9 protein-coding genes, 9 tRNA genes and 2 rRNA genes are annotated in these 17,053 nt (G+C 41.0%); 19 read left to right on the top strand and 1 reads right to left on the bottom strand.

Annotated elements, in window-relative coordinates; all coding sequences use genetic code 11:
• The first annotated feature begins 118 nt into the window (after window positions 1-118).
• The 12 genes from AC4E8C_RS14145 (at window position 119) to AC4E8C_RS14090 (ending at window position 5,362) form a co-directional block, all read left to right on the top strand.
• Window positions 119-3,056 (top strand): 23S ribosomal RNA (locus tag AC4E8C_RS14145).
• Window positions 3,057-3,134: 78 nt separating this feature from the next.
• Window positions 3,135-3,251, top strand: a 5S ribosomal RNA gene (gene rrf, locus AC4E8C_RS14140).
• A gap of 13 nt (window positions 3,252-3,264) precedes the next feature.
• Window positions 3,265-3,340: transfer RNA gene (locus AC4E8C_RS14135), tRNA-Val, on the top strand.
• Window positions 3,341-3,362: 22 nt separating this feature from the next.
• A tRNA-Thr gene (locus AC4E8C_RS14130) sits at window positions 3,363-3,435 on the top strand.
• Between the two features lie 35 nt (window positions 3,436-3,470).
• Window positions 3,471-3,552 (top strand) — tRNA-Leu (locus tag AC4E8C_RS14125).
• A gap of 15 nt (window positions 3,553-3,567) precedes the next feature.
• A tRNA-Gly gene (locus AC4E8C_RS14120) sits at window positions 3,568-3,639 on the top strand.
• Window positions 3,640-3,695: 56 nt separating this feature from the next.
• Window positions 3,696-3,772: transfer RNA gene (locus AC4E8C_RS14115), tRNA-Met, on the top strand.
• Window positions 3,773-3,793: 21 nt separating this feature from the next.
• Window positions 3,794-3,886 (top strand) — tRNA-Ser (locus AC4E8C_RS14110).
• Between the two features lie 21 nt (window positions 3,887-3,907).
• Window positions 3,908-3,992, top strand: a tRNA-Tyr gene (locus AC4E8C_RS14105).
• 3 nt (window positions 3,993-3,995) lie between these two features.
• Window positions 3,996-4,066, top strand: a tRNA-Trp gene (locus AC4E8C_RS14100).
• A 25-nt stretch (window positions 4,067-4,091) separates the two neighbouring features.
• A tRNA-Leu gene (locus tag AC4E8C_RS14095) sits at window positions 4,092-4,173 on the top strand.
• Between the two features lie 250 nt (window positions 4,174-4,423).
• A complete protein-coding gene (locus tag AC4E8C_RS14090) occupies window positions 4,424-5,362 on the top strand; it encodes an alpha/beta hydrolase (protein ID WP_490207312.1) in 939 nt (312 codons plus the stop codon).
• Window positions 5,363-5,465: 103 nt separating this feature from the next.
• On the opposite strand, the gene AC4E8C_RS14085 is transcribed toward AC4E8C_RS14090, so the two are convergent.
• A complete protein-coding gene (locus AC4E8C_RS14085) occupies window positions 5,466-6,953 on the bottom strand; it encodes a carboxylesterase/lipase family protein (RefSeq protein ID WP_490207311.1) in 1,488 nt (495 codons plus the stop codon).
• Between the two features lie 354 nt (window positions 6,954-7,307).
• Here AC4E8C_RS14085 and AC4E8C_RS14080 point away from each other — a divergent pair, with 354 nt between their 5' ends.
• From AC4E8C_RS14080 to AC4E8C_RS14050, 7 genes are all read left to right on the top strand, one after another.
• Window positions 7,308-8,423: a mechanosensitive ion channel family protein gene (locus AC4E8C_RS14080; protein WP_490207310.1), complete on the top strand. Its 1,116-nt coding sequence runs from the start codon at window positions 7,308-7,310 to the stop codon at window positions 8,421-8,423.
• 197 nt (window positions 8,424-8,620) lie between these two features.
• Entirely contained in the window at window positions 8,621-9,430 is an 810-nt protein-coding gene (locus tag AC4E8C_RS14075) for an Fpg/Nei family DNA glycosylase (RefSeq protein ID WP_490212562.1), read from the top strand.
• A gap of 164 nt (window positions 9,431-9,594) precedes the next feature.
• Window positions 9,595-10,242, top strand: a complete 648-nt coding sequence (gene ccpN, locus AC4E8C_RS14070) for a transcriptional regulator CcpN (protein WP_490207309.1) — start codon at window positions 9,595-9,597, stop codon at window positions 10,240-10,242.
• 17 nt (window positions 10,243-10,259) lie between these two features.
• Entirely contained in the window at window positions 10,260-11,075 is an 816-nt protein-coding gene (locus AC4E8C_RS14065; RefSeq protein ID WP_490207308.1) for a pyruvate, water dikinase regulatory protein, read from the top strand.
• A 2-nt stretch (window positions 11,076-11,077) separates the two neighbouring features.
• Complete coding sequence (gene ppdK / locus AC4E8C_RS14060) at window positions 11,078-13,747, top strand: pyruvate, phosphate dikinase (protein WP_490207307.1); 2,670 nt, start codon at window positions 11,078-11,080, stop codon at window positions 13,745-13,747.
• A gap of 110 nt (window positions 13,748-13,857) precedes the next feature.
• On the top strand, window positions 13,858-14,049 hold the full coding sequence (locus tag AC4E8C_RS14055) for a YbxH family protein (protein WP_490207306.1): 192 nt from the start codon (window positions 13,858-13,860) through the stop codon (window positions 14,047-14,049).
• A gap of 381 nt (window positions 14,050-14,430) precedes the next feature.
• Window positions 14,431-17,013, top strand: coding sequence for a DEAD/DEAH box helicase (locus AC4E8C_RS14050; protein ID WP_490207305.1), 2,583 nt, complete (start codon window positions 14,431-14,433; stop codon window positions 17,011-17,013).
• The last annotated feature ends 40 nt before the right edge of the window (window positions 17,014-17,053 follow it).

Below are 17,053 nucleotides of genomic sequence, written 5' to 3'. Positions count from 1 at the left end.
CTCAATGCATAACATTCGTTCTTTGAAAACTAGATAATCGTAAGAAGAAGCAAGAAAACATCGAGTAATCGCCATTTTAGTTTTCTCTCTTAATTTAGTTAAGAGAAATAACCTTTTAGGTTAAGTTAGAAAGGGCGCACGGTGAATGCCTTGGCACTAGGAGCCGATGAAGGACGGGACTAACACCGATATGCTTCGGGGAGCTGTAAGTAAGCTTTGATCCGGAGATTTCCGAATGGGGAAACCCACTGCTCGTAATGGAGCAGTATCTTTACCTGAATACATAGGGTATTGATGGCATACCCGGGGAACTGAAACATCTAAGTACCCGGAGGAAGAGAAAGCAAACGCGATTCCCTGAGTAGCGGCGAGCGAAACGGGACATAGCCCAAACCAAGAGGCTTGCCTCTTGGGGTTGTAGGACACTCAACATGGAGTTACAAAGGAACGGGGTAAATGAAGCGATCTGGAAAGGTCCGTCATAGAAGGTAAAAACCCTGTAGTTGAAACTTCGTTCCCTCCTGAGTGGATCCTGAGTACGGCCGGACACGAGAAATCCGGTCGGAAGCAGGGAGGACCATCTCCCAAGGCTAAATACTCCCTAGTGACCGATAGTGAACCAGTACCGTGAGGGAAAGGTGAAAAGCACCCCGGAAGGGGAGTGAAATAGTTCCTGAAACCGTGTGCCTACAAGTAGTCAGAGCCCGTTCATGGGTGATGGCGTGCCTTTTGTAGAATGAACCGGCGAGTTACGATCCCATGCAAGGTTAAGTTGAAGAGACGGAGCCGCAGCGAAAGCGAGTCTGAATAGGGCGAATTGAGTATGTGGTCGTAGACCCGAAACCAGGTGATCTACCCATGTCCAGGGTGAAGTCCAGGTAACACTGGATGGAGGCCCGAACCCACGCACGTTGAAAAGTGCGGGGATGAGGTGTGGGTAGCGGAGAAATTCCAATCGAACTTGGAGATAGCTGGTTCTCTCCGAAATAGCTTTAGGGCTAGCCTCACGTAGTAAGAGTCTTGGAGGTAGAGCACTGTTTGGACTAGGGGCCCTCATCGGGTTACCGAATTCAGACAAACTCCGAATGCCAAAGACTTATCCGTGGGAGTCAGACTGCGAGTGATAAGATCCGTAGTCAAAAGGGAAACAGCCCAGACCACCAGCTAAGGTCCCAAAGTATACGTTAAGTGGAAAAGGATGTGGAGTTGCTTAGACAACCAGGATGTTGGCTTAGAAGCAGCCACCATTTAAAGAGTGCGTAATAGCTCACTGGTCGAGTGACTCTGCGCCGAAAATGTACCGGGGCTAAACGTATCACCGAAGCTGTGGATTGACACCATCAGGTGTCAGTGGTAGGAGAGCGTTCTAAGGGCGTTGAAGCTAGACCGTAAGGACTGGTGGAGCGCTTAGAAGTGAGAATGCCGGTATGAGTAGCGAAAGATGAGTGAGAATCTCATCCACCGAATGCCTAAGGTTTCCTGAGGAAGGCTCGTCCGCTCAGGGTTAGTCGGGACCTAAGCCGAGGCCGAAAGGCGTAGGCGATGGACAACAGGTTGATATTCCTGTACCACCTCTTTATCGTTTGAGTGATGGGGGGACGCAGGAGGATAGGGTAAGCGCGGCGTTGGAATGCCGCGTCTAAGCAGTTAGGCTGGTGAATAGGAAAATCCGTTCACTGTGAAGGCTGAGCTGTGACAGCGAGGGAAATTTAGTACCGAAGTTCCTGATTCCACACTGCCAAGAAAAGCCTCTAGCGAGATAAAAGGTGCCCGTACCGCAAACCGACACAGGTAGGCGAGGAGAGAATCCTAAGGTGAGCGAGAGAACTCTCGTTAAGGAACTCGGCAAAATGACCCCGTAACTTCGGGAGAAGGGGTGCTCTTTGAGGTTCATAGCCTCGAAGAGCCGCAGTGAATAGGCCCAGGCGACTGTTTAGCAAAAACACAGGTCTCTGCGAAGCCGCAAGGCGAAGTATAGGGGCTGACGCCTGCCCGGTGCTGGAAGGTTAAGAGGAGGGGTTAGCGCAAGCGAAGCTCTGAATCGAAGCCCCAGTAAACGGCGGCCGTAACTATAACGGTCCTAAGGTAGCGAAATTCCTTGTCGGGTAAGTTCCGACCCGCACGAAAGGCGTAACGATCTGGGCACTGTCTCAACGAGAGACTCGGTGAAATTATAGTACCTGTGAAGATGCAGGTTACCCGCGACAGGACGGAAAGACCCCGTGGAGCTTTACTGTAGCCTGATATTGAATTTTGGTACAGCTTGTACAGGATAGGTAGGAGCCTGAGAAGCCGGAGCGCTAGCTTCGGTGGAGGCGTCGGTGGGATACTACCCTGGCTGTATTGAAATTCTAACCCGCACCCCTTATCGGGGTGGGAGACAGTGTCAGGTGGGCAGTTTGACTGGGGCGGTCGCCTCCTAAAGAGTAACGGAGGCGCCCAAAGGTTCCCTCAGAATGGTTGGAAATCATTCGTAGAGTGTAAAGGCACAAGGGAGCTTGACTGCGAGACCTACAAGTCGAGCAGGGACGAAAGTCGGGCTTAGTGATCCGGTGGTTCCGCATGGAAGGGCCATCGCTCAACGGATAAAAGCTACCCCGGGGATAACAGGCTTATCTCCCCCAAGAGTCCACATCGACGGGGAGGTTTGGCACCTCGATGTCGGCTCATCGCATCCTGGGGCTGTAGTCGGTCCCAAGGGTTGGGCTGTTCGCCCATTAAAGCGGTACGCGAGCTGGGTTCAGAACGTCGTGAGACAGTTCGGTCCCTATCCGTCGTGGGCGCAGGAAATTTGAGAGGAGCTGTCCTTAGTACGAGAGGACCGGGATGGACGCACCGCTGGTGTACCAGTTGTCTTGCCAAAGGCATCGCTGGGTAGCTATGTGCGGACGGGATAAGTGCTGAAAGCATCTAAGCATGAAGCCCCCCTCAAGATGAGATTTCCCATAGCGTCAAGCTAGTAAGAACCCTGAAAGATGATCAGGTTGATAGGTCAGAGGTGGAAGCATGGCGACATGTGGAGCTGACTGATACTAATCGTTCGAGGACTTAACCATTTGTATTTAGGTGAACTCATGTTTAAAAACTTCTTCTGTATTATCTAGTTTTGAGGGAATGAACCTCTAATTAAATAGTCTGGTAATTAAGGCGAGAAGGTCACACCCGTTCCCATACCGAACACGGAAGTTAAGCTTCTCAGCGCCGATGGTAGTTGGGACACGCGTCCCTGTGAGAGTAGGACGTTGCCAGGCTGTTTATTTACATGGAGGATTAGCTCAGCTGGGAGAGCATCTGCCTTACAAGCAGAGGGTCGGCGGTTCGATCCCGTCATCCTCCACCATATATTTTCCAAACTATTATTTGCCGGGGTAGCTCAATTGGTAGAGCAACTGACTTGTAATCAGTAGGTTGGGGGTTCAAGTCCTCTCGCCGGCACTTTTTTTATTTTTCTGTCTTAGAAAAATTTCTATGCGGGTGTGGCGGAACTGGCAGACGCGCCAGAATCAGGATCTGGTGCCGAAAGGCGTGGGGGTTCAAGTCCCTTCATCCGTATCAAGTTATATAAATGCGGAAGTAGTTCAGTGGTAGAACATCACCTTGCCAAGGTGGGGGTCGCGGGTTCGAATCCCGTCTTCCGCTCTCTTATTTTCTTAGAGTGGCGGAGATAGCACCGCAAGTATTTTAATTATTATCATGGCGGTGTAGCTCAGCTGGCTAGAGCGTACGGTTCATACCCGTAAGGTCGGGGGTTCGATCCCCTCCGCCGCTACCACTAATTTTATATCTTTAAAATGGAGGAATACCCAAGTCTGGCTGAAGGGATCGGTCTTGAAAACCGACAGGCGGGTAACACCGCGCGGGGGTTCGAATCCCTCTTCCTCCTCCAGTTTTTTACTTTCCTTTATGTGGAGGGGTAGCGAAGTGGCTAAACGCGGCGGACTGTAAATCCGCTCCCTCCGGGTTCGGCGGTTCGAATCCGTCCCCCTCCACCATTTAGGGGCATAGTTTAAAGGTAGAACTAAGGTCTCCAAAACCTTCAGTGTGGGTTCGATTCCTACTGCCCCTGTTATATTCTATTAAATGATGTATTTGCCGATGTGGCGGAATTGGCAGACGCGCACGACTCAAAATCGTGTTCCGTGAGGAGTGTCGGTTCGACCCCGACCATCGGTATAAACTGTAAAGAGTAATATGAAAGCTTCTATCCTATGGGTAGAGGCTTTTTTTTTGTTGGAAAAGGCTTTGCAGAAGGGATTAAGTACAAGTATAGGTGAAATATAAAATTGTTTTAACTTTAATTTAAGGTGGGATAGATATTTAACTTCTTTTTTTTCTGTGCTTTTTGTATTCTTAAGGAAAGTGTTTAGAAAAAAGTAAGCGTTTTTTTATTGTAAAAACTTGAACACTTAAGGAGAGGTATGAAATGACAGCTGTATCCGAGTTTACTTTTCAATCAAGTGATGGAGTTGAAATTTTTGCGAAAAAATGGATCAAGGAAGATGTGAGCAAGCCAAAAGCTATCGTTCAAATCTCCCATGGCATGGCGGAACATATCTCACGTTATGATTCCTTTGCTAAGACACTGGTTTCTGAAAATGTGTTTGTTTTTGGAAATGATCATCGCGGTCATGGGGAGACTGGAAAAAAGACTAATAGTATTGGTTACTTTGCTGAGGATCGTGGCTTTGAAAAAGTGGTTGAAGACATGTGTCAACTGACTGCCATCCTTGAAAAAGATTATCCGGATGTTCCTATCTTTTTGTTTGGCCATAGTATGGGTTCTTTTTTATCAAGACGGTATATCCAATTGTTTGGTGACAGACTGTCTGGCGTAATTCTGTGTGGTACCGGCGGAGATCCTGGTATTATGGGGAGGATTGGCAAAATGGTTGCCGCACGAGAAAGCAAAAAGAAAGGCCGAATGTCCCCAAGTCAATTGCTAAATAATTTAACCTTTGGAAACTACAATAAAGCTTTTCTCCCAAACAGGACTGAGTTTGATTGGCTAACCAGGGATGATAAAGAAGTTGATAAATATATTGCTGATCCTTTATGTGGGGGTATTTTTTCGGCTGGCTTTTTCTATGATTTTCTCGAGGGACTTGGAAACATAAATATTCCAGAGAACATTAGCCTGGTTCCGTTAGAGCTTCCTATTTTGCTTATTTCGGGGGAAAAGGACCCCGTAGGTGGAAAAGGTGGAAAAGGTGTCATAAAAACTACACAGCAATTTAAACAGGCTGGAGTACAGGATGTAAGTATGAAATTATATGAGGATGCCCGCCATGAATTATTGAATGAACTAAATAAACATCAGGTTCAAAAAGACATTATCCACTGGATTAAAACCCGTATTGAATAATGGAAAAGCAGTGTGAATTTTCATGGAGACACACTGCTTAACATGTTTTCGTTTATATGCTTTTACCCCAAAAAAGAGGATATATTAATCGGACCATCTATCGTTAAGAATTCAGCGTCATGGCTGCTTTTTCCCATCTAATCCGATCTTCGCGGGTTGGATCGTTTACAACTGCACTCTCAATATTAAAGACCAAAGTGGATCGATTATTTTTCTCATACTTTGGCCAGTCGGGAAGGGCTTCCGTATTGGGATTACCATTACGTGCAAAGTTGATCCAGGCTTGATGCATTTGACTCGCTAAAAGTTGCCTATCTGGGGAAGTACCAGTGAAGTTTTCAGTATTACCCTTTTCAAGTGTATTCCACACAAAAGGAATCTCTAACGCATGTGTGGCTTTAAGGGCACCGCCAAAAACCGGTGTTTCCCAATCAAATTCATACATCCAAACAGGAGCATCTTGATTATCCTGCAGTTCTGCTAGTTTTTGGGCAGGATATCTAAATATATGAATAGTTAGTAGTTTATTAAATAGTGTTTGATTTAACGCCTCGGAGAACTGTTCTGAAATAGCAGGTAATAGATGTCCAAATGTTTTTTCAAATATCGCTTTGGTCTTTGTTTCATTGGCATCCTTCCACTCAGGTTCAAATACACTAAAAATATTGTATTCATCTTTGTTTGTCCCTATTAAGATTGTGACGTCTTTCGCAGAACCTTCTGCAATAGCCTCTTCTGGATGTTTTGGAAGTGATATTCCATCTATAACCGGTCCTAAGCTCATTGCTGGTACGAGGTCAGATACTTGTATTAATTGTTCAACAGGCAATTCTTCTAGTTTGGAAAGATTCGTTGGCTCTACTTGTAATTCAGCTAATAAACGGCCCGCCACTTTTGTTGCTCTTGCAGTAGAATGGACATTTGCTGCAGCACCACTTTGTAAAATTGCTTTATGAAATAGACCTTGTGCGGAAGGAAATCCAAGCAATACACCAATGCTCATGGCACCTGCAGATTCACCAAATACCGTTATATTGTTCGGATCACCGCCGAACGCAGCTATATTATCTTGCACCCATTGTAATGCGGCGACCTGATCTAGAATACCGCAATTTCCAGAGAACGCATATTCCTCTCCACCAATTTCTGCAAGGTGAAGGAAACCTAATATTCCCAACCGATAATTTATCGTAACGACAACCACATCACCTTGAGTTGCAAACGAAGTCCCGTCATACCAGTTGCTAGAGCCTGAGCCAGAAACGAAAGCCCCACCGTGAATCCAAACCATTACAGGGCGTTTTTTATCATCTGCTCCCTTTGACCATACATTTAAATAAAGACAATCCTCATTCATATTTGAAATATCATTTCCAAAGAAGTTCATTATTTCTCTTTGTGACTGTGGGGCTACAGGTGCAAACGAAGTGGCATCGCGCACACCTTCCCAAGAATCTGGCTGCTCTGGAGCTCGAAATCGAAGAGGGCCGACAGGAGGTTTTGCATAAGGTATTCCTTTCCATACATACAGACCATTAATTTGTTCCCCTTGAAGTGTACCGTAAACGCTTTCAACAATAGTGCTAGACATTGATTTACTCCTCTCAAAAGAAAAACTTTATTTTCTGCAGAACAATGTTTGTACAAATTAATTCTATTCGTTATTAAGGAAACATTTTCCTGTTATTCTTGAAGAAATAATCGAATACTTGTAAATACTTGATGGAATCCATTAGAGTGATAGAAATCTGAAAATGAAAACAACCAATATAATTCTTAAGTTATTAAACTGAGACTTTTGTTGTATTTAATTATCTTGCTAAAAAAGTTATTATATTGCGGTGCAATATTTTGAGAAACAGGTAATGTTGGGTCCGAATTTCATCAATATTTCACTCAAAAATGATTTAATAAAGTATCGATATAGAGGGAAGGTTTAATAGAAATGGTTTTTGATTCATTAGTAATGGCTTTTTCAGCTGCGGAAGTTGATTATAACATGTTAAAAAATTTAGGAATCTCTATAGGGATTTTGCTTTTATTTATTCTTTTTAGAAATATTTTTACGAAATATGTATTTCAGTTGATTTTAAAATTGTCTAGAAAAACACCCACTGACTTTTTTACACAAGTATGTTTAAGTTTTGAACGGCCTTTAGGATGGTTCTTTATAATTTTAGGATTGTATCTTGCTATGGATTATTTTCCTTTTATTGAACAACACAATGCCTTATTTTTAAAATTTTTACGTTCCATGGTCATTGTATTAATTACTTGGGGATTGTTTAATTTGTCATCACCAACCTCGGGGATATTAATGAGTGTTAATCAAAAAATCAACAATAAGATAGATTTAATTTTGATTCCATTTATATCAAGAATCATTCGTGTCATCATAATTGCCATCAGTATTAGTATCATTGGTCAGGAATTTGATTATGACGTAAATGGATTGGTGGCAGGACTGGGGCTAGGGGGTCTGGCATTTGCCTTAGCAGCGAAAGAAGCAGTAGGCAATCTAATTGGAGGAGTTGTGATTGTAACGGAAAAACCTTTTTCCATTGGAGATTGGATCCTAACTCCCAGCGTTGAGGGGACGGTAGAGGACATTAATTTCAGAAGCACTAAAGTTCGAACATTTAGTCAAGCTCTCGTTACAGTTCCAAATGCAACACTTGCAAACGAAGCTATTACTAATTGGAGTCGGATGGGGAAAAGACGAATTACGTTTCACTTAGGACTTAACTATCAAACTACAAAAGACGAAATTCAAAGAGTCGTTAAACGAATTGAACATTTGTTGAAGACACATGACGACATTCATCCGGATACAATTATGGTTGCCTTCGATCATTACAATGAGAGTAGTCTGGATATTCTTATCTATTTTTTTACGAATTCTACTGTCTGGGCAGAACATATTAAAATTAAACATGAAGTCAATTTGGAAATCATGGGAATCCTAGAGGAAGAAGGAGTAGAAGTAGCTTTTCCAAGCCGAACCCTTTATGTATCTCCTCAAACAAATGAATTGCTTCAAACAATGGGTTCTTTGGATTAATATATAATCATGTATTTATTTTTGCTGCATTGATTATTGGCGTTGCTTCTATTTATTTTTATTCCTATAGAATATTTAAACATAATCTTTAATTAGGAACCGAACAAATTTTGTTCGGTTTTTTTGTGTTATTTGGTCGAATTTTTTGAAATAGGGGAATCCTAATGAAAACTTTCTTTAAAGGAAGGGGTTTTTCCATGCCAGAACTGCCAGAAATGGAAAACTATAAAATCCTCCTAAATGAAAAATTAACCGGTCAATTGATATCAGATATTCAAGTAAATCGTGAAAAATCAATTAATATTAATCCTGAACATTTTATACAAACAGTTCTTCACCAGAAAATCATAAACATAAATCGGCGCGGAAAACATTTGCTGTTTCAATTGCAAAATGGACAGGTCCTGTTATTGCATTTAATGTTAGGCGGATGGATATTTTACGGAACAGAAGGAGAAAAACCAAAACGAACTATACAAATCCGGCTTTCATTTGGGCAGCAGCATCTTTATTTTATTGGTCTTCGTTTAGGATATCTCCACCTATATAGTCAAAATGATGTTGAGCAAGAACTTTCAAATTTAGGTCCGGAACCCTTGAATCAGACATTTACTTTAAATGAGTTTTTAAAATTACTCGGCTCCAAACATGGGCGGCTTAAATCAACGTTAATTGATCAGGGATTTATGGCGGGGATTGGGAATTGTTATTCAGTAGAAATTTGTTTTCATGCTGGAATCCTTCCAACTAAGGATATTGATGACATCAGTAATGTGGAGCGGACTCAATTATTCCAATCAATGAAATTTATTTTAGAAAATGCGATAAAGCATGGAGGGTATATGGAGAACCCACTATTCCATGGAGACCATCTAACAGGGGGATACACTGAGAAATTCCAAGTATATGATCGTGAAGGATTAACCTGTAACCGATGTGGTGCGATTATTGTGAAGAAAATGATTTCTTCAAGAAAAACATATTATTGTCCTAATTGCCAAAAGTAAGTCAAAATCTCGTCCTAATAGACGGGATTTTTTTATTTTAATTTTACTTGATTTGTGAAAATATTGTTTCGATTTTTGTTTAAATGTAATATACTATATACAAATAAGTATAGCACATTTATAATAATGTCATAGAATATAACATATTTATTGTAAAAAAGGGGGTGGTAAGAATTAAACTGACAAAACGCCAGGATGAAATCCTGCAGATTGTTAAACAAAATGGACCCATCACTGGAAAAGATATCGCTGAAAGGCTTTCGTTAACAAGGGCTGCTTTAAGACCGGATCTTGCAATCTTAACCATGTCGGGAAATTTAGATGCTAGACCCCGTGTTGGTTATTTTTTCAACGAAAAAGTTCAAGTTAAACGCCTAGCAGAAAGATTTTTGCATCAATATGTAAATGATTATAAGGCCCTCCCAATTGTTGTTGGAAAATCGACTTCCGTTTATGATGCAATCGTCCAATTATTTTTAGAAGACGTTGGGACTCTTTATGCAGTTGATGAAAAAGGAAGTTTAGCGGGTGTTATCTCTAGAAAAGATTTGCTCAGAGCATCACTTGGTAAACAAAACTTAAACGAATTACCAGTCAGCGTTATTATGACAAGAATGCCAAATATTATCACCATCCACCCAGAGGAAACCTTATTAGAAGCAGCAAAAAAAATGATTCACAATCACATTGACTCATTACCAGTTGTAAAGGAAGTGGAGAGTCAACCGCATACATACCTGCTAGTGGGTCGAATTACGAAAACAACGATTACACGCGCATATTTAGAAATTATGGCAGAAAAATCAGACTAAGAGGAGTGGCTGATATTTTGGGAGAGAAAGAAGTTGTCTATGTGGTATCCGATTCAGTTGGAGAAACAGCTGAGTTTGTTGTAAAAGCAGTGGCAACACAATTTAATGGCGGCCAGGTTGATATTCGCCGCAATTCATATGTGGATGACCTTGAAGATATTGAAGATGTCATTCTTTTAGCGAAAAATGACAGATCCATCATCGCGTATACAATTGTCATTCCTACTTTGAAAGAGTATTTAGACAACCGTGCAAGGGAAGAGGGGATTTTGGCAGTGGATTTACTTAGTCCACTAATGGACGCATTTGTTTCAAAATTTAATAAGGAACCCCATCACCAGCCAGGACTGATGAGAAAATTGGATGAAGAATACTTTCGGAAAATTGAAGCGATAGAATTTGCTGTTAAATATGATGATGGACGTGACCCAAGAGGAATAACAAAGGCCGATATTGTGTTAATTGGTGTATCGCGGACATCGAAAACACCACTTTCTATGTATTTAGCCCATAAGCGATTTAAAGTGGCTAATGTTCCATTAGTCCCTGAGGTCCAACCACCTGATGAATTATATCAGATTCCTAGAAAGAATTGCATTGGGCTTATCATTTCTCCAGATAAATTAAATGAAATACGTAAGGAGCGTTTGAAGGCCTTAGGTCTAGCTTCACAGGCCAATTATGCAAGCTATGATCGAATTTTAAGAGAATTAGATCATGCAGAAAAAATTATGAAACGTGTAGGTTGTCCTGTCATTGATGTCTCTAACAAGGCAATAGAAGAGACAGCAGGCTTAATATTAGATGTTTTAAAAAAAGAGAGGAGCTTTTGATAATGGACAAATTTGTTTACTTATTTCATGAGGGGAATGGAGATATGAAAGAGTTGCTAGGGGGAAAAGGGGCAAACTTAGCAGAAATGACTCGAATTGGTCTGCCAGTCCCTTTTGGCTTTACCATTACTACCCAGGCATGTAATGCTTACTATGAAGCTAGTAAAACTATTCCTACATTAGTTGAAAAACAAACATTAGAAGCTCTTACGCAATTAGAAGAGAAAATGGGCAAAAAGCTCGGTGATCCGCTAAATCCCTTACTAGTTTCCGTTCGTTCGGGCTCAGTATTTTCCATGCCTGGGATGATGGATACTATTTTAAATCTGGGAATGAATGATGACACAGTTGTAGGACTAGCTAATTTAACAAAAAATCCTCGTTTTTCATATGATTCCTACCGCCGTTTCATTCAAATGTTTAGTAATGTTGTTCTTGAAATTGATACTTATTATTTCGAACAATTTTTAGAAGAAACCCGTGAACAAAAAGGCTATTCTTCCGATCCAGAAATGACAGCGGAGGATTGGCAGGGAGTAATAGCAGGCTATAAGGCAATTGTTAAAAAACACACCCGAAAAGACTTTCCTCAAGATCCAAAGGAACAACTGTTCCTTGCTATCAATGCCGTCTTTAACTCTTGGAACAATCAACGGGCTATTGTATATCGCCGTTTGAATAAAATCCCAGATCATTTAGGAACCGCTGTTAACATTCAAAGTATGGTGTTTGGAAATATGGGAAATGATTCGGGTACAGGAGTTGCCTTTACCCGAAATCCATCTACTGGTGAGCACGTCCTTTATGGAGAATATTTAATTAATGCCCAAGGGGAAGATGTAGTGGCAGGTATTCGGACGCCACAACCTATTGCAACTTTAAAGGAGGAAATGCCTGGGGTATACAAACAATTCTCTGATACTTGCAAAAGACTAGAAAAGCACTACAAAGAAATGCAGGATATAGAATTTACAGTGGAACGAGGGCAGCTTTTTATCCTGCAAACACGGAATGGGAAACGGACTGCAGCAGCTGCGATTCGCATTGCTGTTGAAATGGTGGAAGAAGGAATTATTGATAAAAGAACAGCCTTATTGCGAGTCGATCCCGATCAATTGAATCAACTGCTGCACCGACGGATTGATGACAAATTTGAAAAGAAAATTTTAGCAAAAGGCTTACCAGCATCACCAGGAGCAGCTACTGGCCAGGTTGTTTTTGATGCAGATGAAGCGGAAAGTCTCAGCAATGATGGTAAAAAAGTAATCCTTGTAAGACCTGAAACAACTCCTGATGATATTCACGGTATCGTCGCTTCACAAGCTATTTTAACCAGCCGAGGAGGTATGACCAGCCACGCAGCTGTGGTTGCCCGAGGCATGGGAAAAGCATGTATTTGTGGCTGTGAGGCTTTAAAAATTGACTTAAAAGCTAAACAATTTACCGTTGGTGACACTCTTGTAAACTATGGTGATATTATTACGATTGATGGGTCGACTGGTGAAATTATGCTTGGGGAGATTCCAATGATTGACCCTGAACTTTCTGATGACTTCCAGTTGTTGCTTGCGTGGGCCGACAAGGAGCGGAAAATTGGTGTTCGTGCTAATGCCGATAACCCTGAAGATGCAAGGAAATCATTTGAGTTTGGGGCAGGTGGAATTGGCTTATGCCGGACAGAACATATGTTTATGGACCAAAAGAGGATTCCCATTGTCCAAAAAATGATTTTAGCTGAAAATTTAGGAGAGAGAATGGAAGCACTTAGTCAGCTATTACCGATGCAACAAGGTGATTTCGAGGGGATTTTTGAAGCAATGCAGGGATTCCCTGTAACAATCCGCTTATTAGACCCTCCCCTTCATGAATTTTTACCTGATAAAGAAGATCTATTAGTAGAAATAACCAAACTTCAATTAACTGATCCTCAATCGAGTGAATTGAAGAAAAAAGAACAATTGCTTAAAAAAGTGCGCCATTTAGATGAGTTTAACCCAATGCTTGGTCATCGTGGCTGCCGTCTAGGGATCATTTATCCAGAAATTTATGAAATGCAAGCGAAAGCCATTTTCTATGCGGCTGCAACACTTGCTGAAAAAGGCATGGTGGTTCAGCCTGAAATCATGATTCCATTGGTGGGGCATGTAAATGAGTTAAAATTAATGCGTCAGTTAGTTATCGATGCGGCTATTAAGATTCAGGAGGAAACAGGAAAGACTATTGATTATACAATTGGTACCATGATTGAAATTCCACGTGCAGCATTGACGGCTGATCAAATTGCTGAAGAAGCTGATTTCTTCTCCTTCGGAACGAATGATTTAACGCAAACAACCTTTGGTTACAGCCGTGATGATGCGGAAGGTAAGTTCCTGCAAGCCTATATTGAAAATAAAGTACTTCCAGAAAATCCATTTGCAGTCCTTGATCAGGAAGGCGTTGGTAAATTAGTTGAAACAGGCGTAAAGCTCGGCCGTGCAACTAAGCCTTTATTAAAAACAGGTATTTGTGGTGAACATGGCGGTGAGAAAAGCTCAATTGATTTCTGCTATAGAACTGGTTTAGATTATGTCAGCTGTTCCCCATACCGGGTCCCGCTTGCACGGTTAGCAGCCGCCCAAGCAACCATTCGTCATGAGTTAAATAAAGAAGAAGTACTTACAACAGCTTAATTTTTTGGAGGATAGCTCTCTTTTTTGGAGCTATCCTCTTTTTCATCCTAAAGGTTTAGCCTGTAAGTTTCTGCTAATACTATAAAAAATTATGAAAAGGGGGACTTATTTTGGGTGCCATTGAACGCAGCGGTTATCGTTTTGTACCTGAATTTAGTGTTATTAAACAAAATGGTGCTATTCATGTATATAATCGAGAGAGTTTTATTGAAGAAATTCAATTTCAATTTTCAGGGAAATTTCCAGAAATGGATCAAATTGAAGAACTGGTCGATCAATATTGTACGAAACACAACATATAAAGAACACTTGTTCGATAATATGTTTAATGCTATAATAAACATGCAATAGAATAAGTTTTCTCAAGGGTGGCCGGCACATCTCCTACCAGAAAGGGGGTGATGCTCTTGACAGTTTTTCAGGCATTGATGTTTAGCTTATCGTTTGCTAGTCTCATTGTCACAGTTCTGTCTTTCCACAAAAAAAAATAATCCACCCTTGAGCCGGCAAGCAGAAGTGGTGGATTATTCTCTATACGCCGATCCCCTTTAAGGGAACCAACTATTGCCTGACCGAGTGGATTGTCGTCAAGCTCGGTCTTTTTTACTATATGATCATCTATATTCATATTATACATAACTTTATTGAAAAAGGAAAATCAAAATTGAAAGAGAGGGGCTATTATGAATAAATTACCAGCCATTTACCCTCAAGCAATCGAGCATACCAAAATGAAAGTATTTGAAGACATTGATCGGTATTTAGAAACCAAAGAATCGCTGCCTTTGTTTAATCAATACTTAGCGGAACGTGTTCATTATCTTGAACAAATTTGGGTGAACGTTTGGTTGAATAAATCAACCAATGATGTTCCTAAAAATGAAAAAAAGCAATTTTTAAGCGAAAAGGGATTTGAGGTTCAGGGGATTGACCGAAAACTCATTAATAAACTATTTCGCGATGAAATGAGATTATATCAGCCCTTTGATGTAATAGGATGGGTACAAGAAATATTCGAAGGTAACAGAGATTTATGGGCCGCACGCTACTTGGAGGCAAAAGAAAATTTTATAAAACGAGAAGAACAAAAAAAACTAGAAGAACAGAAACAATTCATTCGAACTAAATTAGAAGATATGGCAGTCGGAATACTAGAAGAACAATATGAACTATTCTATTTATATGTGCGCCATTTCGTAGCGAAACAGTTATCGGCAGACCTCGAAAATAATGTGAAGTTTCAATCTGTCGATACCTTTGCTCTTGAAGAGAAATTAGTAGATCAAGGTGCATTTAATCCGTCTGCCTATACAACGGTGGCGACATTTTTTAATGAATTGACAGGTGATATTCATAAAACAATCCATTGGGGGAGGAGTTATTATGAATATCAAACCTATTTCTTTGTTTATGAGGGATTAATTTCTGATTTTGTCTCCGAATTTATTCCACAAAGCGTGCTAAAGCAGCTTCCTGAACAAGTTAAAACTGACTTTCAAGAAACCTTTCATGAGCCATTATCAGCTTCATTTGTAAAGGGCAGTATTGCCCAGCCATTATATGATATAGAAAGTTTTTTTATTGAAGATATCGAGGAAGAATACCTAACAGATCTTCTAAAGTTATCCGAAGTTCCTTTTGAACTTAAGGTGCATATGGATATTTTAAAACAGGACATCCAAGCTCGAGAGCAAAAGCAGAAAGAAGAGCAAGAAGAAATTCAGCGAAAAAAAGAAGCGGAAGAACGGATGATGCAGGACATTTTTGGAGCAGAATACGCCCCCTCCTTCAAACGCCAAGTCCGCTATGTGCTGCATATTGGTGATACCAATACAGGGAAAACACACCATGCTCTTGAAAAGATGAAGGAAGCTAGCAGTGGATTGTATTTGGCACCGCTGCGTCTATTAGCCCTTGAGGTCTTTGATAAATTGAATGCTGAAGGAACTCCGTGTTCCTTAAAAACAGGTGAAGAAGAAAAAATAGTCCATGATGCCAACCATATATCTTGTACGGTGGAAATGTTTCATGAGAAAGATTATTACGAGATTGTTGTTATTGATGAGGCACAGATGATTACCGATAAAGACCGTGGTTTTTCCTGGTACAAAGCAATTACAAAAGCCAATGCTGAAGAGGTCCACATTATCGGAAGCAGGAATGCAAAACCAATGTTGCTGCAATTATTAGGAACCTCAAATGTCATAATCCAAGAATACAGTCGTGATACCCCGCTTGAAGTTGAAACAAAAGAGTTTAGCATCAAACATGTTAAAAAAGGTGATGCTCTTATTTGTTTTTCAAGGAGGCGGGTTTTGGAAACCGCTTCACGCTTGCAAAATGATGGGCATTCGGTAAGCATGATTTATGGCAGTATGCCTCCGGAAACAAGAAAAAAGCAGATTGAGCAATTTAATAAAGGGAAAACAAAAGTGATTGTTGCGACAGATGCCATAGGCATGGGCTTAAATTTGCCGATTCGCAGGATTGTATTTTTGGAAAATGAAAAATTTGATGGTACTAGAAGGAGGCTGTTAACTTCTCAAGAGGTAAAGCAAATAGCCGGTCGTGCTGGTCGTAAGGGGATATATGATGTCGGAAAAGTTGCTTTTACAGCCGATATTAAAAAAATGAGGAATTTACTGATGCAGGAGGATGAACCAGTTCATACGTTTGCAATTGCACCAACCAACTCTGTTTTTGAACGCTTCCAACGCTATTACCATGATTTAGACAAGTTTTTTGAACTGTGGGGAAAATTTGAAAGTCCTAACGGAACAAAAAAGGCCTCGCTGGCAGAGGAGAAGTCACTTTATCAATTAATTGCCGGAACAGAAATTGAGGCTCGGCTTCCATTAATGGACTTGTATGGATTTCTGCATCTGCCTTTTTCAAAGAATGAACCTGTGTTGACGAAACAGTGGGAAGAAACCATGTATGCTCTAATCCAAGGCAGGGAGATTCCTGAGCCAATTATAAAGGAGCGTAGCTTAGAAGAATTAGAACTCAGTTATAAATCCATCGGTCTCCACCTGTTGTTTTTGTATCGGTTGGGTGAGCGAACGGAAGCTCTCTATTGGGAGCGGCTGCGAGAAGAAGTTAGTGAGAGAGTCCAAGATCGTTTAAAAACCGACATTAGAAAGTTTGTTAAGAAATGCAAGAAGTGCGGTAAACAGCTGCCATGGGACCATGCTTTTCCAACATGTGACGCTTGTTATGCCACAAGATATCGGAAATACCGATATGGTGAGGACTATCAAAAATAACGGATGATAAGAAGGACCTGAAAAGGTCTTTTTTACTTTT

The sequence above is a fragment of the Neobacillus sp. SRL179 genome, assembly GCF_984799095.1.
Note: the sequence above shows the minus strand (reverse complement) of the source record. Positions and strands in the feature narration are given on the sequence as shown.

Coding starts and splice junctions, on each gene's coding strand:
- AC4E8C_RS14050 (WP_490207305.1), top strand. CDS start 14,431: ATGAATAAATTACCAGCCATTTACCCTCAAGCAATCGAGCATACCAAA.
- AC4E8C_RS14080 (WP_490207310.1), top strand. CDS start 7,308: ATGGTTTTTGATTCATTAGTAATGGCTTTTTCAGCTGCGGAAGTTGAT.
- AC4E8C_RS14090 (WP_490207312.1), top strand. CDS start 4,424: ATGACAGCTGTATCCGAGTTTACTTTTCAATCAAGTGATGGAGTTGAA.
- AC4E8C_RS14085 (WP_490207311.1), bottom strand. CDS start 6,953: ATGTCTAGCACTATTGTTGAAAGCGTTTACGGTACACTTCAAGGGGAA.
- AC4E8C_RS14075 (WP_490212562.1), top strand. CDS start 8,621: ATGCCAGAACTGCCAGAAATGGAAAACTATAAAATCCTCCTAAATGAA.
- ppdK (WP_490207307.1), top strand. CDS start 11,078: ATGGACAAATTTGTTTACTTATTTCATGAGGGGAATGGAGATATGAAA.